Origin of the sequence: uncultured Moraxella sp. (genome assembly GCF_945873075.1) — a bacterium.
Classification (GTDB): Bacteria; Pseudomonadota; Gammaproteobacteria; order Pseudomonadales; family Moraxellaceae; genus Moraxella.
In genome coordinates, this window is sequence record NZ_CAMCBS010000016.1 from 29,223 (window position 1) to 51,067 (window position 21,845).

The window sequence follows — 21,845 nt, forward strand, 5'->3', positions numbered from 1 at the left end:
TAAATATATTTTTGGGGTATTCATGGCAGAAATTCATCGAATTTTTCTGATATTATCATGATATTTTGTGATAAATTCGTTTAATTGATGGTGATTATTATGGTTTGGTGCATGGTCAGCTTTTTATGACTTTTGTTTAGATATATTTAATAAATAGATAATTATGATATTCACTATTTTTTAAATAAATAATAGTTGCACTTTATTTCTTTTGGAAATGACAAAAAACGCCCACCGAATGATGAGCGTTTTGGTTGATTTTCAATACATAAACTTAGCGGATTTCGACCGTTGCACCTGTATTGATGGCGGTAGATAGCTCCATCGCATCCCAGTTGGTCAGGCGGATACAGCCAAGTGTTGATGGGCGATTGACCACTTCAGGGATGGCAGTACCGTGGATACCGCAGTTGGCTTTATCCAATCCCATCCATAGCACACCCACAGGGCTATTTGGGCCTGACGGCAGGATGTAGCTTTTGCTTTCGCCTTTGTCATTTTTGACGGTGGCTTTGTAGGTTGGCATCTCAATCTTATTGGCGATTTTGAATTTACCGGTCGGGGCTGCACTCTGCGTGTTGCCAATGGTGCTTGGGTAAGCTGCGACAAGCATATCATCACTATAAGCATACACGGTGCTTTGCTGTTTGTCAGCAACCACACGAGTGACTTTGGCATCGAGTGGCTGACCGGTGTTAATTACGGTGATGGTCTCGCCTGCGACAAATTTTTTGTTCGGATTGATTTTTTTAACATAGGCGACATCCATATGAAAACGCTCGCCAAGCATTTCGGCGATATTTTCATAATATAGACCTTTCAGCTTTGAGCGAGATTCGGCATCGGCAGGCAAGGTAGCATATGGGCCTTTGACATCAGCATCGGTCAGGGTGTAGGACACCAGCACAGGCTGGTCGCTAGGAATGTCAGCAGTCAGTGCGTCCCAAGTTTCTTGGTTCATTTTGCCGGTGACTTCTAGTCCTTTGAGCTTTTGGAAATTCATCAAGGCTTGCTTGCTATTGACACCCCAGCCGCCATCGATTGAGCCCGGTGAGACATGATTCCAGTCAAGCAAAGTCTGCAATTTGACCGTCATTGCTGTATTGACATTCATATTTGGCGACCATTCGGCTTCATTGACCTGCTGAGCGTAGTCTGTCAGCTTGTAGGCTGAGACACGCTTGCCATCTTTGGTGGTGATGGCATTGGCAATGGTAGATGTCGGCAAAATGACTTCACCTGAGACGATGTCGCCATCGATTGAGCTATTGGCAAGAACGGTGTGGCTTAGCAAGATGCCTGACATTGCTAATGCAAAAGAACTCAGTTTTTTCATCGTGTTTCTCAAATTTATTCAAAAATATTGGCGATATGATGGCGTATTATAACATCATCATATCCTGACAACAGATTTATTTTACCAATTCAATAGTGCCATTGGCGGTATAAGTCAAGGTGGTGTTGCCTGCTTCAAAGTTTTGGGCTTCGATACCTGCGGCGGCATCCATCGCTTTCATGCTTGCCATCATTGGGCGGGCATAATAGTTGTTGCTACCACCAAGATTGACATTGACAATCTTATAACTGCTTGCGCCAAAGGCTTGGCTGATGCTGGTCGCTTCATCGCCAAATCGCTTGATAGCTTCTAGCTGTAGGCGTTTTTCTTCACTATCACGCAGTTTTTCTGATATGCCAAAGCTGATGTTTTCCATCACCATTGTGGATTGCAAATCTGCAATCAGCTGACTGGCTTTTTCAAAATCTTGACTCTTGATATCAAGAGACACCGAGCCTGTAAAGCCAATGATTTTGCTTTTATTATCATAGCGTGGATAGGTGTTTTGGCGACCTGTGGTAACCGTCACTTCAGGGTAGCGTTTGGCGATTTGTAGGGCTGAATTGATGGTGCTGTTCAGCTCTTTGGCGATGGCAGCAGCAGTGCTTGCTTGAGTGGTTTTGCTAAGACTTGCACGAATCTCATCATTGGCGATTTCGCTTTTGACTTCGCTATTAAAGCTGATGCGGTTATAATCTTCGGCAAGTGCCGTGCTACTGACGGCTAGTAGGGTGCTCATCAATAGGGTTTTGCTAAGTGTTTTCATGGTGTTCTCCTGTTTTTGGGTGATGATACCATTATAAAGGGAAATCACTCAGCAAATGTAACAGAATATGTCAATAAATGTATCGTAATGGTTGGTAATTGTGACAATAAAAAAAGGGCGTGCAATACGCCCTTGAGATAGACTTATCAATGCTTATGTTTGCTTAGTCCAGCTTGATTTTGTCTTTTAATAAAAATTCCATCAAAGCTTTTTGGGCGTGCAAGCGATTTTCGGCTTCATCCCACACCACAGAACGGGGGTCGTTCAACAAATCAAAGCTAATCTCTTCGCCACGATGTGCAGGCAGGCAGTGCATAAATAGCACATCAGGGTCGGCTTTGTCGAGCATCGCAGGACTGACTTGATACGGGGCGAAACGGCGTGCACGAGTCATCTGCTCAGATTCTTGACCCATACTTGCCCAGACATCGGTGGCAATCAGATGTGCGCCTTTGGCGGCTTCTTGGGGGTCTTCGACATAGGTGACGCAGTGGCTGTATTCTTCAATCAGCTCAGGATTTGGCTCAAAGCCATAAGGCGCAGTCACTCGCAGCTGAAAGCCAAACTGATGTGCCGCTAGGATATAAGATGCGCACATATTATTGCCATCACCGACCCAAGTCACAGTCTTGCCTTTGATACTGCCACGATGCTCATGAAAGGTCTGCATATCCGCCAGTAGCTGACAAGGATGAAAATCATCGGTCAAGGCATTAATCACCGGCACCGATGAATGCTGACAAAACAGCTCAAGCTTGGCGTGCTCAAAGGTGCGAATCATGATGATATCGACCATGCTTGAGATAACTTTGGCAGAGTCTTCGATTGGCTCGCCACGACCTAGCTGTGTGTCTTTTGGCGATAAAAAAATCGCATGACCGCCAAACTGCCCCATACCTGCTTCAAATGAAATACGAGTACGAGTCGATGACTTCTCAAAAATCATGCCAAGTGTGCGACCGACAAATGGACGGTAAATCTCGCCACGATGTTGCATTTGGCGAAGTTCACTGGCACGACTGATGATGGTTTCAAGTTCGGTAGGGCTTAAATCCAAAAGATTTCGAAAATGGCGTACGCTCATGTTGGCAAAATTCCGTCCAAGATTAAAATTCTAAGTATAGCATTGGCATGGGTGATTGACTAGCTTTTTTCGCTGATTTATCAGTTAAGTGTTGTTGCACTAAGCATTGCTTGACAACATCTCAATATGTCGATTGGGTCGCTGGGTCAATCGGCACATCAACTCATAGCCAATCGTCCCTGCGCAGCTTGCAATCTCATCAATGTGCGGTGCATCACCCCAAAGCACCACAGGCGCACCGACTTCAATGGCAAGTCCATCAATATCCACCATAAACATATCCATCGCCACACGCCCAAGAATAGCACATAAATGTACCATGCCGTCAGTGTCGGTGATGGCAACAGCCGCACCTGTCACCACTCTAGGATAGCCATCGCCATAGCCGATACTGACCACGCCGATTTGATGCGGTTTGTCGGCTTGCCATAGTGCGCCATAGCCGACACTATCGCCTGCGTGTAGCTGATGGATTGCCATGATTTTGGCGGATAAGGTCATGGCAGGCAGTAGTCCTAAGGCGGTGGCACTGTGCTGTGCGATAGGCTTTGAGCCATATAGAGCAATGCCTGCACGCACCCAATGATGGTGATGTGCTGTAAAATTAAAAATCCCCGCCGAGTTGCACAGTGAGCCTTGAGTATCAGGGGCGAATGTTTGGATGGCTTGTAATGCGTGATTAAATCGCTCAATCTGCACTTGGTTGAGCGGATGCTTAGCATCATCAGCGCAAGCAAAGTGCGTGGTCAAAATCACACGATAGCCTGCTTGGATAAGCTGCTTAGCTTTTTGGATGATGTTATCAGTATCAAAACCTAGTCGGCACATACCTGTGTTGTATTTTAGCCAAATAGTGCGACAAAAACTATCGGCATTTGGCAGGCTTTGTAATGCCCACTCAAGCTGATTATCCTGATGAATCACACAGCCAAAATCTTGCTCAATAGCCGCCAGCCATTCATCATAACTAAATACACCTTCAATCAATACCACAGGCTTAGTATGCTTAAGCTGTATCAGCACATCCTGCACCGCCAATGCTTCACTCATACAAGCCACACCAAAACCATCAGCATCCATCAGTGCAGGCACAGCAGCAGCTACCCCATGTCCATAGGCGTCTGCTTTGACCATAGCGAGTACTTTGGTAGTGGGCTGTGTTTGGTCTTTGATGACTTGTAGATTATGTGCCAAAGCATCTTGGTGGATGGTGATGGTTACACTGCGCATAGTTTTCTCAATTTATAAATACAACAAAAAATCAATGATAAAATAGCGATGATCATTCATCAGAATCATAAGCATATTCAGGGATGGACTCACCCATCCGACTCTCAAATTTGGCATATTGTCCATAAAAGTTCAGATACACCGTGCCTGTTGCACCACGGCGGTTTTTGCCAATGATGAGTTCGGCTTCGATGTCTTTGGCAGGATCGTGAGCGACTTGGTTATTATTTTTGTTTGGATCTTCTTGGTCGGTTTTCATCTTATAATAAGCACCACGATACACAAACAAAATCAAGTCCGCATCCTGCTCAATCTGCCCTGATTCACGCAAATCAGACAGCAGGGGGCGTTTGTTTGGGCGTGATTCTAAGCTACGGTTGAGCTGTGCTAGCGCGATAACAGGGCAATTTAGCTCACGAGCTAGAGCTTTTAGACTTCGAGAGATCTCACCGATCTCATTGACACGGCTTTCTGCGCCATGTACACGCATCAACTGCAAATAGTCAATAATAACAAGTCCTAACCCTTCAGGGTGATTCTTGGCTAGGCGACGACAGGTGGCTCGTACTTCAGTGGGGGTCAGCTCAGAGCGTGCATCAACATACAGATGTGTCTCTTGAAGTAGGGACATGGCGTTCATCACTGATGCCCAGTCTTGCGCTTTCATGTCAGCTGTCATCAAAAGGCGCTGTTCGATATTACCCCAAGCTGAGATCATGCGTCGCCCAATATCTTCAGCGGACATTTCCATCGAAAAGACGGCTACCGCCTTATTTTGCATAAGTGCAGCTTGGGCAAAGTTCAGCGCAAGTGCGGTTTTACCCATCGCAGGACGAGCCGCTAGGATGATTAAGTTGCCATCTTGAAAGCCTTGGGTTTTATTGTCCAAATCCTCAAAGCCTGAGCTAATCCCTGCCAAGCCACCATCTCGTAGGCGGATTTCATTAAGCTCATGCGTGATGCTTTCCAAGATGTCATCAATGCGCCTTGGACCTTCTTTATTGGTGCCATTGGCAAAGCTTTCACCGATACGAAAAATATCCGCTTCCACTTGGTCAAGAATCTCAGTCACGCTCTGCTTTTTTGGATGATATGCCAAATTAAGCATAGTATTAGCAGATTTAATCAGCTGTCGATAGACGGATAGTTCTCGTACACGCTGCGCATAGGTGACAAGATTGAAAAAATTGGCAGGGCTTTGGTTGATTTGCAATAAATATTCTTCGCCGCCAACTTGAGCAAGTTGATTGACTCGTGATAAATAATCATGCACCATCAAGCTGTCATAGGGCTCATTGATGCGTGCTAGGTGTGCGATGGCATCAAAGATTTGTCCATGTCGAGCACCATAAAAATCATCCGCCGTCACCATCGTATCAATGCTATCAAACGAGTTTTCGATACTCATCAGCGATGAGAGTAGCGCACGCTCCATCTCAATGTTGTGCGGTGGCTGTAGGGTGAGTAAGCTGTCTCTGGTGTCGGTTTTTTTGTCCGTCATGAGTGTCAATGCCTGCTAATAAGTCTTGGTGCTATCACCAAAATAATGCTAAAATTCTCTGTGTTTCGGACGCTGATTTTAGCACAAAATCAGCGACAATCCTACAAATTCACTTTGGGAAATTCACCAATGCAAGCTAAGTCTTTGATAGCACAAGCCAATCAGCAAATGCCAAACCATACAAGCGATAATGATTCTACAGACGCTTATTCATCTGCCAAACCGCTACTAATCACTACAGGTGAGCCTGCTGGCATCGGTATGGATATCGTCATTGATGTTTTGTGCCATCATGGTGATGCGCTTGGCGGCTCGGTGCTGATTTTGGCGGATAAAGTGGCGTTTTTTGAGCGGGCGGCACAGCTTGGCATGGATAAGCACACGGCATTGACATCGATGGTGGTGATTGATGATGTACAAACCGACCAGTTGGATGGTGATAACTTAAGCTATTATCTCAAAGCTCATTTTGATAATCATCCTAAGCCGACTGTCTATCTGATGCACATACCTTGTACTGATACAGTCATCGCATCACAGCTCAACCCAAACAATGCCAAGATGGTTGAGCGACAATTATCAGTTGCCCACAGGCTAGCAAGCGATGGCGTGGTGCGAGCCATCATCACCGCACCACTCCAAAAATCCGTGATGATTGATGGCGGTGTACAGCTGGATAATGGCGATTTGTTCAGCGGTCATACCGAGTATTTTATGCATAAGGCAGGCTGTGATAAGGTGGTGATGATGCTTGCCAATCAGGCGATGAAAGTGGCACTGGTGACGACACATCTACCACTACGAGCTGTGGCGGATGCTATTACCACCGATGAAGTGGCAAGTACGGTCGCCATCACCCATCACGCACTAAAGGCACAGTTTGGTATCCCAAATCCAACCATCCTAGTCTGCGGACTCAATCCGCACGCAGGCGAGAGTGGTCATCTGGGCGATGAAGAGATGCGTATCATCAATCCAGTACTACAACAATTCCGTGATGATGGCATGGATATCTCGCTTGCCATGCCTGCCGATACGCTATTTACCCGTCATCATCTATCACGCTGTGATGCGGTGATTGCTATGTATCACGATCAGGGGCTATCCCCGCTCAAATCGCATGGCTTTGGTGATGCGGTGAATATTACACTCGGGCTACCCTATGTGCGTACATCGGTGGATCATGGCACGGCACTTGATTTGGCGGGGACGGGGCAGGCGAGTAGCTCAAGCCTATTACAGGCGATTCATTATGCGTTGATGATGAGTTGATGTCAAAAAGTGGTGTAATATGGTCAATTTGCACCCTAGCTGAATACAAATTCACAAACCGTTTTAAAGCATCAGCTTAACAAAGCATGGAGCGTATAGCATACAAATGACCAACATATTCACCCACCAAAAAATCCCCAAAAACCCAACAAATCATGGTATGATAAACGGTTAATTTTTAGATTAGTTAAGTTAGAATTTATGCATATTATTCCAAAATCTCCACAACAAGCCAATCACGCGCCCCGTAAGCGTTTTGGGCAAAATTTCTTGCACGACACCAATGTCATCGCCCAAATCGTCACATCGATTCGCCTTGATAAATCGGACAATCTGCTTGAGATTGGGCCGGGGCTAGGTGCATTGACCGAGCCGCTACTTGCCGAAGTTGATGGCATGACCGTGATTGAGCTTGACCGTGATTTGGCGTCCCAGCTTAAGATTAATATTGGTGCAAATAGCCATCCTGATTTTACCATCATCAATGACAATGCCATGCACATCGACTATCGCAGTTTGGCGGATAAAGTGGGCAAGGGTGCGTTTCGTGTGGTAGGGAATTTGCCTTATAATATCTCGACGCCGATTTTGTTTCGCTTACTTGAATTTAGCGATGTCATCAAAGATATGCACTTTATGCTCCAAAAAGAAGTGGTCGATCGCATCACGGCAGAGCCTGCCACCAAAGAATACGGCAGATTGTCGGTGATTATGCAGTATTATTGCCAATCAGAATATCTATTGACCGTACCAAAAGGGGCGTTCAACCCACCGCCAAAGGTCACGAGTGCCGTGTTTCGCCTGATTCCGTATGCCGTTAAGCCAATCACTGCTATTGATGAGCCGACCTTTGAGATGGTGGTGCGTGAAGTGTTCAATCATCGCCGCAAGACCTTGCGAGCGATTTTTAAGGCAAATGCATTGCTGCCGACTTTGGATGAAGTGGATTTTGAAGCCGTTGGTATCAATCCGCAAGCACGCCCAGAGACCTTGAGCGTGGCAGAATTTGTTGCGTTGGCGGATTTGGTTGTTGCCAAAAACAAGCTTGATTAACATCATTGCTTAAGCTGTGTTTGATTTGAATAACTGGTTATCATTATTTAGCTGTATGAAAAAATATAAAACCAAAAATTATCGTCATGAATATGTCATTGGTGATTTGCAAGGCTGTTTTGGGGCGTTCAACCAACTACTAGAAGTGCTGGATTTTGATGAGACCCAAGACAAGATTTGGCTGGCTGGTGACATCGTGGCACGGGGTGAAGATTCGCTTTCTACCTTGCGTGAAGTCAAGCGATTATCCGATATTGGTGCGTTGACCACCGTACTTGGCAATCATGATATTACGCTGATTGCCACTTGGCGGGGGGTGATGAATCCCAAGCCAAAGGATAAGACGGCGGCGATTTTTGATGCGCCTGATTGTGATGAATTGCTTAACTGGCTACGCAAACAACCGCTATTGGTGTATCCTGATGACAGAACGGTGCTTACCCATGCCGGCATTCCGCCCAATTGGAGCATCAAAGAAGCCAAAGGCTATGCCAAAGAGCTTGAAAAACAGCTTGGCGGCAGCCTAAAACAGCTTGACCGCCTACTGCCCAATCTATATAGCAAAAAATCGGATGAATGGTCTGATAAGCTAAACGGCTATAAGCGAATGCGTGCCATCGCCAACTATTTTACACGGATGCGCCTGTGCACTGCGTCAGGTTTACTTGAGTTTTCGTTCAAAGAAACGCTCGATGATGTGATGCCAAGTGATTTTCGTCCATGGTTTGAGTGGGATGTGGTGCGTGAGCGTCGCATTCTATTTGGTCACTGGGCGGCGCTCAAGGCACAAGTCGCCACCAAAAATGTCCGTGCGCTCGATGGCGGCTGCGTGTGGGGTGGTAAGCTTGTGGCGTATCGACTGGCAGATGGGGCGGTGATTGAGATGAATGCAGAGCCAACCGTTTGATTTGATGATTTAACAACAATCGGCAGTTATCTGCTGATTGCGCCAAGACATACAAAAAACTAGGCAGTTTACCCCATAAAAAAAGACCCAATCAAGGGTCTTTTTTTTGCCACAAGGCGTGCAGTGATTAGCCTTTTAGTGCTTTTACAGCTGCGTTTAGGCGGCTCTTATGACGAGCTGCTTTGTTCTTGTGGATGATGCCTTTGTCCGCCATACGGTCAATTACTGGCACAGCTTTGTTATAAGCTTCAGTCGCTAGCTCGTATGATTTAGCTTCGATTGCAGCATTCACACGCTTGATGAAGGTGCGAACCATAGAACGCTGAGAAGCGTTGTGTTGGCGACGCTTGGTATTTTGACGAGCGCGTTTGCGAGCTTGTGCAGAGTTTGCCATTGTGTTTATCCTTATAGATAAAATAAAAAGTTAAAAGTTTAAGAATAAAGTGGGTGCGATCAAATGTGAGGAGGTTTAATCGCTTGGACAATATAAACGCCTATATTACCAAATTATTGACTTACTCACAATAATAAAATGAAAAATTTTGTTCATTTATTGAGTGATCGGCGGTGTTGAATGATGAATATGAGGGATTGGACAATAAAAATCCATTGCTTAAGTTATATTTTGTAGCAATTTGATGGCTTGAATGCACGGGTTTTTGGCATCAGATATGACAAATTATGCTAAAATAGCGAGTCGTTATTTTTATGGCAGGTTCATAGTAGATGAAAACAAAAGCGATCATCATTGGTGGGTCGGGGCGTGTCGGTCAGGCACTGGCTCGTGAACTTGCGACCATGTATGAGACGGTGATTTTGATCACACGCACACAGCCGAAGGTGATGAGTGAAAATATGCATGTCTATCATGTGCCTGATTTTCAGTCATTGACCACGACGGTTGAGTCCATCTCGATTGGTGATGATACCGATGCGTTCAGCTGTCTTGGCGTATCAAAAGAACAAACTGCCAGCCGTGATGAATTTTATCAGGTCAATGTGCTATACAATATGGAATTTGCTCGAGTTTGCCATAGTAAGGGCGTAGGTCGTTTTTTCTTTTTGTCGATGACTGGTGCTGAGAATCCACAGCACAATGATGAGCTCATGGCAAAGGCAGATGTTGAATATTATCTAAAGACGCTCAATTTTCAAGAATTGCTGATTTTTCGCTTATCAAAACTGACGCCCGTCAATCCGACATTGAGCGTTACAGGTGTCAGACAGCTACTTAACCGCACCAAAGATACGCTCATCTCTGCCATCGGCTTTAATAAGGCTGAGCCTTTAAGCCCAAGCCGTGCGGCGGCTAGTATAGCGATTGTGGCATTTCGTTTGCACGCACGAGCCAGCCAAAAATCATCCAAACAAGTGCAAATCATCAGCCATGAGCAAATGTGTCAATTGACCGAACCAAAAAAATCCAAGCGAAAATTTGCCGTTGTCAATACTTAGTGAATTGTCATTGACTTGATTGAGTTTATAAATAATTTGTCAAGAAAAAATAAAAGTCGCACAACACGGTGCGACTTTTTGTTTGCTAATGCCATCATTAAGCATTAAGCAGATAGCACTTGACGAATCTTGACCAGAGCTTGATCTAGCTCATCTTTGGTGATGATGAGCGGTGGCGCAAAGCGAATCACAGTGTCGTGCGTCTCTTTGCACAACAAGCCAAGCTCTTTGAGTGCTTCACAGTATGGGCGAGCTGCTTCGGTCAGCTCAACGCCGATAAATAGCCCACGACCACGCACTTCTTTGATTTTTGGGTTTTGGATTTTTTGTAGTTCTGCTAGGAAGTATGCACCCAATTCGGCAGAGTTTTCGGACAATTTTTCATCCACAAGTACATCAAGCGCAGCGATAGAGACAGCGCAAGCTAGTGGGTTGCCACCAAAGGTTGAGCCGTGTGAACCAGGGTTGAATACGCCTAGAATGTCATCATCAGCGACCACGCACGAGATTGGGAATACGCCACCGCCCAAAGCCTTGCCTAGGATGTACATATCAGGGACAAAGCCTTCGTGCTCACAGGCGAACAGCTTGCCCGTGCGTCCAAGACCTGCTTGGATTTCGTCAGCGATAAACAGCACATTATTGGCACGGCAGACATCATAGGCGGCTTTCATATAGCCTTGTGGTGGGATGTTGATACCTGCTTCGCCTTGGATAGGCTCAATCAAAAACGCCACAGTATTTGGTGTGATGGCAGCTTGTAGTGCGTCCAAATCGCCATAAGGCACAAGCTTGATACCGCCAAGCATCGGGCCAAAGCCACGCTTGTAGTCATCATCGCTCGATAGCGACACCGCACCCATCGTGCGACCGTGGAAGTTGCCAACGCAGGCAATGATTTCGGCTTGATTATCCGCCACGCCTTTGACATCGTAGCCCCATCGCCTTGCGGTCTTGATGGCAGTTTCGACGGCTTCAGCGCCAGTGTTCATTGGTAGCACACGAGATTTGCCGGTGAGTTTGCTGACTTTTTCGTACCATGGGCCAAGCTGGTCATTATGAAACGCACGGCTGGTCAGCGTCGCACGGTCGGCTTGGTCTTTGAGTGCTTGGATGATTTTTGGGTGGCAATGACCTTGGTTCACCGCTGAATAGGCGCTTAGCATATCCATGTAGCGATTGCCTTCAGGGTCTTCAACCCAGATGCCTTGAGCCTTTGAGATGACGATCGGTAGGGGTAGGTAGTTGTTCGCCCCGTAGGTTTCGGTTTGTTTGATTAAGTCTTGAGAAATTGTCATGATTGATTATCCTTACAATTTGGTACAACAATAGTAAGCCAAGTAAGACTTGGTCAATGCGCCAACAGTTGGCAAAAATCCTTTTTTTTTGTTGGATGGTCAATCATACCGACGACCAAAAATGACAACAAAAAGCCATTTTATCACCTTAACTGAACTTTGCAAGTAAAATTGGTGAAAAAAACAAGGCTCTATTCGATGATAGAGCCTTGATGTGGTATAGGTGTGATAATCAGCCAATAATACCGCTAAACTGTAGCAAGAATAAAACAGTAAAGCCTGACAAGAACACGATGCCTGCTAGGGCAAATAGCGTCATGCCTGCGCTGATGTTGCCTTCTTTTTTGATGAGCTTATAGTTCAGATAACCAAAAATCGGTGCAGTGACGAAAGCGGTGATCATCGCAAATTTCAGCATCGCTGCCATCTGACCCATAAAGAATGCGATCAAACCATAGCCTGCGATGATAAAAAATGCTGTCCATTTGGCGACGAATTTTTCGGTCTCTTCGGTGGTGTCAGTTTTGATCAGTGACAAGCATTCGGCGGTGGTACGGCCATAGCCATCGGCACAGGTGATGACCGTGCCATACATGCACAAAAATGCAATAAAGGCGACCAATAGGCGTGACCATTCACCGATGGTTTCGGTGTACATCTGAATCAGCTGACCGACATAAGCACCACCTTGCATGGCAATCTCTTGACCTGTGCCATATTGGACGAATACACCCAACGCCAAGAAAAACAGTGCCAAAATCGCTGAAGTCAGATAGCCGACATTAAAGTCAATCATGCCTTGATAGCGACTGGTGTGGTCAGTGCGAATTTTTTTGGCAGTCCAAACCGAAGTAATCGCCGAGAACTCAAGCGGTGCAGGCATCCAGCCCATCAAGGCAATGATAAAGCCAAGCGCTGCCAAGTTCCAAGGTGATGCAGGGACAAAGTCAGGTGCCATCACTGCAGGCTTGCCTGCCGCCACGAATACTGCTGCGATTGTCGCCACTGTCAATGCGACGATGATCCATTTGGTCACGCCATCAAGCAGCTTATAGTGGCCAGCGAACAGTAGTAACCATGATGAGAACATCACGATGGCAGCCAGTGCCAGAGTATTTAGCTCAAATGGCAGCATGTAGCCTAAGATTACCGATGCCAAGACTGCGACAGCACCCGTGCTGATGATGCCTGATAGGATACATAGGATAAAAAACGCCCAAATATAAAAACGAGACAGCTTGGCATAGCCTGCCACTAAGCTATTGCCTGTAGAATAGGCGTACTCGGTGCCGAAGCGGTAAAATGGGTATTTAAATAAGTTGGCAAGGATAATCATAATCGCCAGCTGCCAGCCGTATAGTGCGCCAGCTTGGGTCGATGCTACCAGATGCGAACCGCCGATGGCTGCCGATGCCATCAAAATCCCTGGGCCAAAGGCCTTCCAATTAAGTTTGTGGCTACTGCCAATTTGTTCTGTATGCTGTGTCATAATATCTCTTGCCAATGGCTCTCCAAAATAAAAGTCGTCCGACCGACATGGTCCATCAGATCATTAAATAAAATTAGGTAAGATACGATAACACAAATTCAACAAATGGCAAATTAAATTTCGGAATGTTGGTTATAACCTATGCAGGATTTTTTTGGTATTTCAAAAAAGCTTAATAAAAGCATAAAAAAGCGGCCATCATCTGATTGACCGCTTCGGTATGATAGGATGAGTCCACCCATTAGCACTGACTAAAGCCACTACCGACGTTCACCACATCAATGCGGTTCATGGCATCGGTGGCATGGATGGCAAGTCCGCCTTTGGCAGTTTCTTTGTATTTATCCATCATATCCATGCCCGTGGCTTTCATGGTGGCGATGGCTTTGTCTAGCGAAACATGATGGCTGCCATCACCACGCAGGGCTAGGCGGGCTGCGTTGATGGCTTTGACAGATGCCATCGCATTACGTTCGATACAAGGGACTTGTACAAGCCCTGCAATCGGGTCGCAGGTGAGACCCAGATTATGCTCAAGCCCGATTTCGGCAGCGTTTAGGCACTGAGCGACACTCCCGCCAAGCACATGAGCAAGACCTGCCGCTGCCATCGCACAGGCTGAGCCAACTTCCCCTTGACAGCCAACTTCAGCACCTGAGATGGACGCATTTTTCTTAATCAGCGCACCAACAGCACCAGCAACGAGTAGAAAATCACGCACCCCTTGATAATCAAACGACGGGATAAAGCCACGATAATAGTGTAATACCGCAGGAATGATACCGGCTGCGCCATTGGTCGGTGCGGTAACGACTTTACCGCCAGCGGCGTTTTCTTCATTGACCGCTAGGGCGTATAGGTTCACCCAATCCATCGCAAGCAGTCCGCCATTGCCTGAGTAGCCGTATTCTTTGGACAGCTGTTCATACAGGGCTTTGGCACGGCGTTTGACATTCAGACTACCGGGCAAGATGCCATCAACTTTACAGCCTTGGGTGACACAGCCTTGCATCACCATCCAGACTTCGTTGAGATAGTCTTTGAGTTCATCTTCAGTGCGGATGGCGGTTTCGTTGGCAAGCATAATATCGCTGATGCGCATATCGTGCTTTTGGCAGAGATTGGCAAGCTCTTCTGCACTATTAAAATCATAAGGATAAGGTGATACCGCTGACTCATCAGGCAGTTCGTGAATTTCAAATTCATCTTTGATAAAGCCGCCACCGATAGAATAAAAGGTACGAGCAAAGGGCTTGCCATCACCAAAATGCGCCACCAGTCGCATACCATTGGGATGTGCAGGCAGGGCGTTATCATCCCACAGTAGATGCTTATCGGCGTCAAATTTCACCGTGTGCACACCGTTTAGGTTAAGTGTATTTTCTTGATAAATGGGTGCAAGATACTTATCGGTCTTGGTAGTGTCAATGGTGCGTGGCTCATGACCAAGCAGTCCAAGCAAAATCGCCGTATCGGTGGCATGACCTTTACCTGTTGATGATAATGAGCCGTACAGTTCGATGTAGATTTCTTGGACGCTGTGGATTTTATCGCCGAGTTCATTCACAAAGCGATTGGCAGCGACCATCGGGCCGACGGTGTGCGAGCTGGATGGGCCGATGCCGATTTTAAAGAGTTCAAAGACGCTAATCATTGTTATACATTCCTTTTTATGTTCATTGTGTCCATGCCATTATATGACAAATTTTATCATAAGCATAGCGCACGATTGCTAACTATGGTGGTTGTTTTGTTGCCTAGTTGTGCTGAGCTAGTCTTGACAAGCAGCTGGATTGCCTTGACGGTCGATACACATCTTTGTGCCATTGGCAAGATTGCCAATCCATGCTCGACCATTTTCAAATTTAAAAGGCGTACTTGGCAGGGCGGGCGTATGACTGCTTGGCACGACGCCATTTTGCTCAAAACGAAAATCAATCACCAAATCACCCCGACCGTCGATATACCCCCAACGGCTACCCATGCGTACCGCCGCCAAGCCTTCGCTATAGCTTTGCACTTCATCAAAGACATATTGAATCATCGCCACGCCATTGGCATCAATAAAGCCCCATTTGCCGTTTTGCTGGGCGGGGAAAAATGGTGGTGATGTGGTGGATGAACGCATTGGCACGGCTGAGACGGCCGCGCTTTGATTGACCGGCGTGCTGACAACCGATGAGCTGACAAAGGCTTGTGATACGGTGGGCGTTGTGCTTGTAGTCTGTGCCACGATATGCGTGCTAGATGCACCAAGCACATTACTACTGATCTGTGAGATGGTGACCGATGCAGGCGGTGGTTTGGTCTGCGTATAGCTTGGTGGCGGTGGCGGACTGCTTGGCTCGGTAGCAACTTGCGGTGCAGGTGTTGGCGTCGCTGGTGTACTTGCAATACGCTTACCGCTACTATCGATTTGATAGCGTTGATTGCCTTTGGTGACGGTCGCCACGCCATTTTGAAAATCAGTGATATTGCTGATGCTGCGGTCAAAGCCGACCACCGTTTTGCCCCGTGTGTCAATCACCCCAAAAGCGCCATTTTTATAGACGACGATACGCCCATCAGAGACGCCACGAGCCCATGCGCCTGTTGGCATACGGTCGTATTGGGCACTGATGGCAGTTTTGCCATTTTTATTGATATAGCCAACCTTACCGCCTAATTGAACAGGCATCAAGCCATCGCCAAACTGATGTGCTAGCACCGCATGATAAGTGAACAAATCGGCGGTCTTTTTGCCTTTGTTGTCAAGCAGTGCCACAGGCGAGCCATCATCTTTGGTCGCAAGATAAACACCGCTTTGGGCGGTACAGCTGACATTTTTATAGTCGCTTTTTGGTGGCTTACAGGCGGCAAAAGCTGTGCCGATACTAGCATAGCTTAGTACTGCCACCAGTCCGAGCTTTGATAAGTGTGTCAAATAAGTGGGTGTCATTATCATCATAAGGCTTAAAACGATAAGCACATTTTACTGCCAAAACCGCACATTGTATAGCCAAAATATGAGGTGAAATTGTATCTATGGCAGAATCATTGCAACGCTGATTTTGCTATCACCGACCGATAAATCAGTGAAAATTTGTATAATAATTATCCAAAATCCGAGTAAATTAGTCAAGTTAATTAAAATGCCTTTGATGATTAAAAATTTGTATCAAAAACTTTAAATAAATCAATCAAAATAGTTGCAAATGGGAACGGTTATTGTTATTATAACCGCATAAACAAGAATCACTCGCTTTTGAGAGTGAAATGTATTCAACTTCAACATGCAAGCAACCGTCTTGCAGATACAAGGATTTGAGCGATGTATGTTTGTATTTGTCATGATGTCAAAGACACCCAAATCAAGACCGCACTCGCATCTGGCGTGGACGGCATGAATGGACTGCAAGAGACTTTGTCAGTCGGTACTTGCTGTGGTTGCTGTATCCCGATGGTGCAGGATTTGGTGGATGAGCACCAAGCAAACTTTGTAGCGATTGATGTGATGGCGGGCTAGACCGCTAGCATCAGGGAATGATGCCGATTAAAGTGTATAAACTTTGTAATTATATTGCTAGATTATTGCTAAGATGTGATAATCATTCTTAAAAATAGCCAAGTGTCAAGTTTGTAAATTTTATCAATCGATAATCATTTTCAAATTTAAAAAACTAAATGATAGTGATTTTTGATTAACTTTTGTGCAAACTTTTAGATAATTATAATCAAATCAAAGACTTATCATATTTTACATATTATCATTCAGATGCGACAGTGTCTGGATGATTTTTTATGTCATTTGCAAGTTATTATCAGAGTGCTAAGCGTTCGCAGTTCTGTAGTATTACAAAGTCATGCTAGATTTTTATCAAGTCTGTGTTAAGATAGCATCATAGCAAATTGGCAAGTTGCCCCTGTGTTTATTCGGAGTACGACTATGAAATCATCACAAAAAGTTATCGATTATCTAAATTTCCTATTGGCAGGCGAGCTTGGTGCTCGTGACCAATATTTTATCCATTCGCAAATGTATGCTGAATGGCATCTTGGCAAGTTGTATGACCGTATCCATCATGAGATGGAAGATGAGACCTTGCATGCACAGCTGCTGATTACTCGTATTTTGATGCTTGGTGGCACGCCAAATATGCAAGTGGGCGCACTGAATATCGGCACTGATGTACCAAGTATGCTAAAAAGCGACCTTGAGCTAGAATACAGCGTCCAAGAGCACCTAAAAGAAGGCATTGCCCTATGCGAAGCTGAGCGTGATTATGTCACTCGCGATATGCTGGTGCGTCAGCTAGAAGATACCGAGCAAGACCATGCGCATTGGCTAGAACAACAACTTCGCCTAATTGAGTTGATGGGTCTGCAAAATTACCTACAAAGCGTGGCAGGCGAAGCGGTACAAGCGACCGCAGCGCACTAATTATAGGATAAGGGAGCATTTATGAAAGGCAATAAAGAAGTTATCCGTGCGTTGAACGCCGTGCTTGGTCAGTCATTGATTGCGATTAACCAGTATTTTTTGCACGCACGCATCGTCAAAAACTGGGGCATCGGCGAGCTTAATGAAGCGTTTTATAAGCAGTCAATCCAAGAAATGAAATGGTCTGATGAGCTGATTGAGCGTGTGCTATTGCTTGAAGGCTTGCCAAATCTACAAGAATACGGCAAGCTGATGATTGGCGAAACTGTCGAAGAAATCTTAGCTTGCGACCTAAAGCTAGAACAGCGTAAGCATGATATTCTGGTCGATGCCATCGGTGTTTGTGAAGCTAATCGTGACTATGTCTCTCGTGAACTTCTCGTTAAGCTCAAAGACGGTAACGAAGAGTATGAAGATTGGCTAACAACACAACAAGAAATGATTGAAGATATGGGTATCCAAAACTTCATTCAGCTAAAAGCAAGCGACGACTAATCGACCGCTTTACCCGTTTGCCATTGGCAAAGGTGAGTCAAAAAAGCCCGAATACCGCTTGGTATTTGGGCTTTTTGCTGTGTTGGTACTGCACCGCTCAACTTTGAGTGTACAGTAGTAAATTTTTTTAATGGCAATCATTGACAAAATTGATACAAAATCAGTAGCATATGCAGGGATTTTGACCGAAAATGCCGTGATTTGGCGGGTGTTTTGTGGTATTATTCACCAAATAAATGAAAGCTATATAAGTATTTATTTTTGGGAATAAACTTTTTTTACCAATACTCTTATAATAGCAATACGAAAAAGTTTTGATTTGCTGTTGATACTTTGTATCATAAGTAATTAAATGTGGTGCGTGTCAAGATTGTCTATCAGTCTTGGCATGTGTGTTTTGTAATCGCTGAGCGTTTTGGCGATTGCTTGGTTAACGCAGGATAAATGTGATGACTTATTATAACGATACCGATCACATCGAAACCCAAGAGTGGTTAGATGCTTTTGAATCGGTTATTAAAAATGCCGACAAAGATCGTGCACAATTTCTACTAAAAGCACTATACAACATGGCAGTTCAAGAAGGCTTGCCATTCAACCGACTAGATACCGCTTATATCAACACCATTCCTGCTGAAGATGAGCCAAATTATCCTGGTGATCTGCACATGGAGCGCAAACTGCGTGCCTTGATTCGCTACAATGCGCTAGCGATGGTTATGCGTGCCAACCAAAATGATGACGAGCTGGGTGGTCACTTGGCGACTTTTGCGTCATCAGCGACTTTGTACGAAACAGGTTTTAACCATTTTTGGCGTGCACCAAGCGAAGCGCATGGCGGTGACATGATTTATTATCAAGGTCATGGTGCACCGGGTATGTACGCTCGTTCATTCCTTGAAGGTCGCCTAAGCGAAGAGCAGCTTGAGAATTTCCGCCGTGAAGTCGATGGCAAAGGTCTATCAAGCTATCCGCACCCATATTTGATGCCTGATTATTGGCAGTTCCCAACCGTATCGATGGGTCTAGGCCCCTTGATGTCGATTTATCAAGCTCGTAACCAAAAATACCTAACCAACCGTGGTCTGATCAAAGACGAAGATCGTAAAGTATGGGCATTCTTGGGCGATGGTGAGACGGACGAGCCAGAAAGCTTGGGTGCGATCTCAATGGCAGGCCGTGAAAAGCTTGACAACCTAATCTGGGTCATCAACTGTAACCTACAGCGTCTAGACGGCCCTGTGCGTGGTAACGGCAAAATCATCCAAGAGCTTGAGTCGGTATTCCGTGGCGCAGGCTGGAAAGTGATTAAAGTCATTTGGGGTGATCATTGGGATCCGCTACTGGCCAAAGATGAATCTGGCGCTCTGAAAAAACGCATGGAAGAAGTCGTCGATGGCGAATATCAGCTGTACACCGCTCGTGATGGTGCTTTTGTCCGCAAAGAGTTCTTTGGCAAGTATCCAGAGCTTGCAGAGATGGTCAAAGACTGGACGGATGAAGAGCTGATGCACCTAAACCGTGGCGGCCATGATCCGAAGAAAGTTTATGCAGCGTATGCTGAAGCAATGAAAGCCAAAGGTCAGCCGACAGTTATTTTGGTCAAAACTGTTAAAGGCTATGGTCTATCAAGCCAAATCCAAGCGGTGAACAAAGCGCACCAATTGAAGAAATTGGACGAAAGCGGTCTGAAATATTTCCGTGACCGTTTTGACTTGCCATTTACCGATGAGCAGCTTAAAGAATTACCATTCTACCGCCCAAGCCCTGATAGTGCTGAATACAAATATTTGATGGGTCGCCGCGAATCATTGGGCGGTCATTTGCCATCTCGTCGTAGTGGTCATATTCCACTACAGATTCCTGAGCTATCAATCTTTGACCAAGTGCTACAAGGCTCAAAAGGCAAAGAGCAATCTACGACGATGGTCTATGTGCGTTTGCTATCAGCACTACTAAAAGACAAAGGCCTAAACAAACACGTCGTGCCAATCGTACCGGATGAAGCGCGTACCTTTGGTCTAGAGGGTATGTTCCGTCAGTTGGGCATTTATTCATCAGTCGGTCAAAATTATGTTGCCGAAGATGCCGAAGCCTTGATGGGCTATCGTGAAGCCAAAGACGGCCATATGCTCGAAGAAGGCATCAACGAAGCAGGTGCGATGAGTGCGTGGATTGCTTTGGCGACCAGCTACTCGGTGAACGCATTGCCGATGATTCCGATGTACATCTACTACTCAATGTTCGGTTTCCAGCGTATCGGTGACTTGGCATGGGCAGCAGGTGACTGCCAAGCGCAAGGCTTCCTATTTGGTGCAACCGCAGGTCGTACCACGCTAAACGGTGAAGGTCTGCAACACCAAGACGGTCATAGCCATATCCTATTTGGTACAATTCCAAACTGTGTGACTTATGACCCATGCTATGGCTATGAGCTGGCTGTTGTGATGCATGACGGTCTGCGCCGTATGTATGGCGAAGGCGAGCGTGTGTACTACTACATCACCTTGATGAACGAAAACTACGAACAACCTGCAATGCCTGCAGGTGTCGAAGAAGGCATCAAGCGTGGTATGTATCTGCTTGAAGACAATGGCTCAACACAAGTTCAGCTACTTGGCTCAGGTGTGATTTTGCGTGAAGTTCAAAAAGCCGCTCGCATCCTAAAAGATGAATTTGGCATCACCGCCAACGTATGGAGCGTGACCAGTTTCAATGAGCTGACCCGTGACGGCATGGCGTGCGATGACTACAACCGCCTACACCCAACTGCTGAACAAAAAACTCCTTGGGTGACTCAGCAAATGGCACCACACAAAGGTATTGTTGTTGCAGCGACTGACTATATGCGCAACTACTCAGAGCAAATCCGTGGCTGGCTACCTGACAGCCGCCCATATGTGACGCTGGGTACTGATGGCTTTGGTCGCTCAGACAGCCGTGCCAAACTGCGTAGCTTCTTTAATGTCAATGCTGAACACATCGTTGTTGCGACTTTGAAGAAATTGGCAGACGAAGGTGAAATCGATGTACGCCTAGTACAAGATGCTATCAATAGCTTTGAGATTGATGCTGACCAAGCACCTGCATGGCAGCCACAACCACAGTACGATTTCTTCCCTGATGCGCCAGCACCGAAGACAACTCGTGAGCCAAACCCAGTGCCAGAACTGGTTGACGACAATCACTAATCACCCGAACTATAGGAGAATATGATGGAAATCAAAGCCCCCGATTTGGGTGTAGAAAGCGCCGAAGTTGCCGAAGTGATGGTAAAAGTCGGTGATGTTATTAGCGAAAATGACAACCTAGTCTTGGTTGAGTCAGACAAAGCATCTGTTGAAGTACCTGCACCTGTTGCAGGTACTATCACCGCTGTTCATGTCAATGTCGGCGATAGTATCAGTGAAGGCTCGGTACTATTCACTGTTGAAACTGGTGCAGCTGCACCAGCGCCACAAGAAAAACCTGCCGAATCAGCACTAGCTGAACAGCCTGCACAAGCAGCTGCACCAGTTGCATCAGCACCAGCATCAAGC

General features: G+C 45.9%; 19 protein-coding genes. 9 read left to right on the plus strand and 10 right to left on the minus strand.

Annotated elements, in window-relative coordinates; genetic code table 11:
* Nucleotides 1-274: 274 nt before the first annotated feature.
* The 5 genes from Q0N89_RS06720 to dnaB form a co-directional block, all read right to left on the minus strand.
* Entirely contained in the window at nucleotides 275-1,336 is a 1,062-nt protein-coding gene (locus Q0N89_RS06720) for a L,D-transpeptidase family protein (protein WP_294034686.1), read from the minus strand.
* Between the two features lie 76 nt (nucleotides 1,337-1,412).
* Nucleotides 1,413-2,102: an SIMPL domain-containing protein gene (locus Q0N89_RS06725; RefSeq protein ID WP_294034688.1), complete on the minus strand. Its 690-nt coding sequence runs from the start codon at nucleotides 2,100-2,102 to the stop codon at nucleotides 1,413-1,415.
* A gap of 163 nt (nucleotides 2,103-2,265) precedes the next feature.
* Nucleotides 2,266-3,186 (minus strand): ornithine carbamoyltransferase, encoded by a 921-nt coding sequence (gene argF, locus Q0N89_RS06730; protein ID WP_294034690.1) that lies wholly within the window; start codon nucleotides 3,184-3,186, stop codon nucleotides 2,266-2,268.
* A 99-nt stretch (nucleotides 3,187-3,285) separates the two neighbouring features.
* Nucleotides 3,286-4,416 carry an alanine racemase gene (alr, locus tag Q0N89_RS06735; RefSeq protein WP_294034692.1) on the minus strand — a complete coding sequence of 377 codons (1,131 nt, stop codon included), beginning with the start codon at nucleotides 4,414-4,416 and terminating at the stop codon, nucleotides 3,286-3,288.
* Nucleotides 4,417-4,468: 52 nt separating this feature from the next.
* Nucleotides 4,469-5,917 carry a replicative DNA helicase gene (gene dnaB / locus Q0N89_RS06740; protein ID WP_294034694.1) on the minus strand — a complete coding sequence of 483 codons (1,449 nt, stop codon included), beginning with the start codon at nucleotides 5,915-5,917 and terminating at the stop codon, nucleotides 4,469-4,471.
* 168 nt (nucleotides 5,918-6,085) lie between these two features.
* Here dnaB and pdxA point away from each other — a divergent pair, with 168 nt between their 5' ends.
* From pdxA to Q0N89_RS06755, 3 genes are all read left to right on the plus strand, one after another.
* On the plus strand, nucleotides 6,086-7,189 hold the full coding sequence (gene pdxA / locus Q0N89_RS06745) for a 4-hydroxythreonine-4-phosphate dehydrogenase PdxA (RefSeq protein WP_294034696.1): 1,104 nt from the start codon (nucleotides 6,086-6,088) through the stop codon (nucleotides 7,187-7,189).
* A 201-nt stretch (nucleotides 7,190-7,390) separates the two neighbouring features.
* Entirely contained in the window at nucleotides 7,391-8,242 is an 852-nt protein-coding gene (gene rsmA, locus Q0N89_RS06750) for a 16S rRNA (adenine(1518)-N(6)/adenine(1519)-N(6))-dimethyltransferase RsmA (RefSeq protein WP_294034698.1), read from the plus strand.
* A 55-nt stretch (nucleotides 8,243-8,297) separates the two neighbouring features.
* Nucleotides 8,298-9,149, plus strand: a complete 852-nt coding sequence (locus tag Q0N89_RS06755; RefSeq protein ID WP_294034700.1) for a symmetrical bis(5'-nucleosyl)-tetraphosphatase — start codon at nucleotides 8,298-8,300, stop codon at nucleotides 9,147-9,149.
* A gap of 127 nt (nucleotides 9,150-9,276) precedes the next feature.
* Here Q0N89_RS06755 and rpsT read toward each other — a convergent pair whose 3' ends face one another.
* On the minus strand, nucleotides 9,277-9,543 hold the full coding sequence (gene rpsT / locus Q0N89_RS06760) for a 30S ribosomal protein S20 (protein ID WP_078253793.1): 267 nt from the start codon (nucleotides 9,541-9,543) through the stop codon (nucleotides 9,277-9,279).
* Nucleotides 9,544-9,875: 332 nt separating this feature from the next.
* Here rpsT and Q0N89_RS06765 point away from each other — a divergent pair, with 332 nt between their 5' ends.
* Entirely contained in the window at nucleotides 9,876-10,604 is a 729-nt protein-coding gene (locus Q0N89_RS06765) for an NAD-dependent epimerase/dehydratase family protein (RefSeq protein WP_294034703.1), read from the plus strand.
* 104 nt (nucleotides 10,605-10,708) lie between these two features.
* On the opposite strand, the gene Q0N89_RS06770 is transcribed toward Q0N89_RS06765, so the two are convergent.
* The 4 genes from Q0N89_RS06770 to Q0N89_RS06785 form a co-directional block, all read right to left on the minus strand.
* Nucleotides 10,709-11,902 (minus strand): ornithine--oxo-acid transaminase, encoded by a 1,194-nt coding sequence (locus tag Q0N89_RS06770; protein WP_078253791.1) that lies wholly within the window; start codon nucleotides 11,900-11,902, stop codon nucleotides 10,709-10,711.
* A 232-nt stretch (nucleotides 11,903-12,134) separates the two neighbouring features.
* Entirely contained in the window at nucleotides 12,135-13,391 is a 1,257-nt protein-coding gene (locus tag Q0N89_RS06775; protein WP_294034706.1) for a divalent metal cation transporter, read from the minus strand.
* A 241-nt stretch (nucleotides 13,392-13,632) separates the two neighbouring features.
* Nucleotides 13,633-15,045: an L-serine ammonia-lyase gene (locus Q0N89_RS06780; RefSeq protein ID WP_294034708.1), complete on the minus strand. Its 1,413-nt coding sequence runs from the start codon at nucleotides 15,043-15,045 to the stop codon at nucleotides 13,633-13,635.
* 117 nt (nucleotides 15,046-15,162) lie between these two features.
* Nucleotides 15,163-16,329 (minus strand): WG repeat-containing protein, encoded by a 1,167-nt coding sequence (locus Q0N89_RS06785; protein ID WP_294034710.1) that lies wholly within the window; start codon nucleotides 16,327-16,329, stop codon nucleotides 15,163-15,165.
* Between the two features lie 372 nt (nucleotides 16,330-16,701).
* Between Q0N89_RS06785 and Q0N89_RS06790 the strand changes: the two genes are divergently transcribed.
* The 5 genes from Q0N89_RS06790 to Q0N89_RS06810 form a co-directional block, all read left to right on the plus strand.
* A complete protein-coding gene (locus Q0N89_RS06790) occupies nucleotides 16,702-16,896 on the plus strand; it encodes a (2Fe-2S)-binding protein (protein ID WP_078253787.1) in 195 nt (64 codons plus the stop codon).
* A 420-nt stretch (nucleotides 16,897-17,316) separates the two neighbouring features.
* Complete coding sequence (gene bfr, locus Q0N89_RS06795; protein ID WP_078253786.1) at nucleotides 17,317-17,811, plus strand: bacterioferritin; 495 nt, start codon at nucleotides 17,317-17,319, stop codon at nucleotides 17,809-17,811.
* A 21-nt stretch (nucleotides 17,812-17,832) separates the two neighbouring features.
* Entirely contained in the window at nucleotides 17,833-18,306 is a 474-nt protein-coding gene (gene bfr / locus Q0N89_RS06800) for a bacterioferritin (RefSeq protein WP_294034716.1), read from the plus strand.
* 449 nt (nucleotides 18,307-18,755) lie between these two features.
* A complete protein-coding gene (gene aceE, locus Q0N89_RS06805) occupies nucleotides 18,756-21,497 on the plus strand; it encodes a pyruvate dehydrogenase (acetyl-transferring), homodimeric type (protein WP_294034718.1) in 2,742 nt (913 codons plus the stop codon).
* Between the two features lie 24 nt (nucleotides 21,498-21,521).
* On the plus strand, nucleotides 21,522-21,845 hold a 324-nt coding region (locus Q0N89_RS06810; RefSeq protein ID WP_294034721.1), incomplete at its 3' end, for a biotin/lipoyl-containing protein.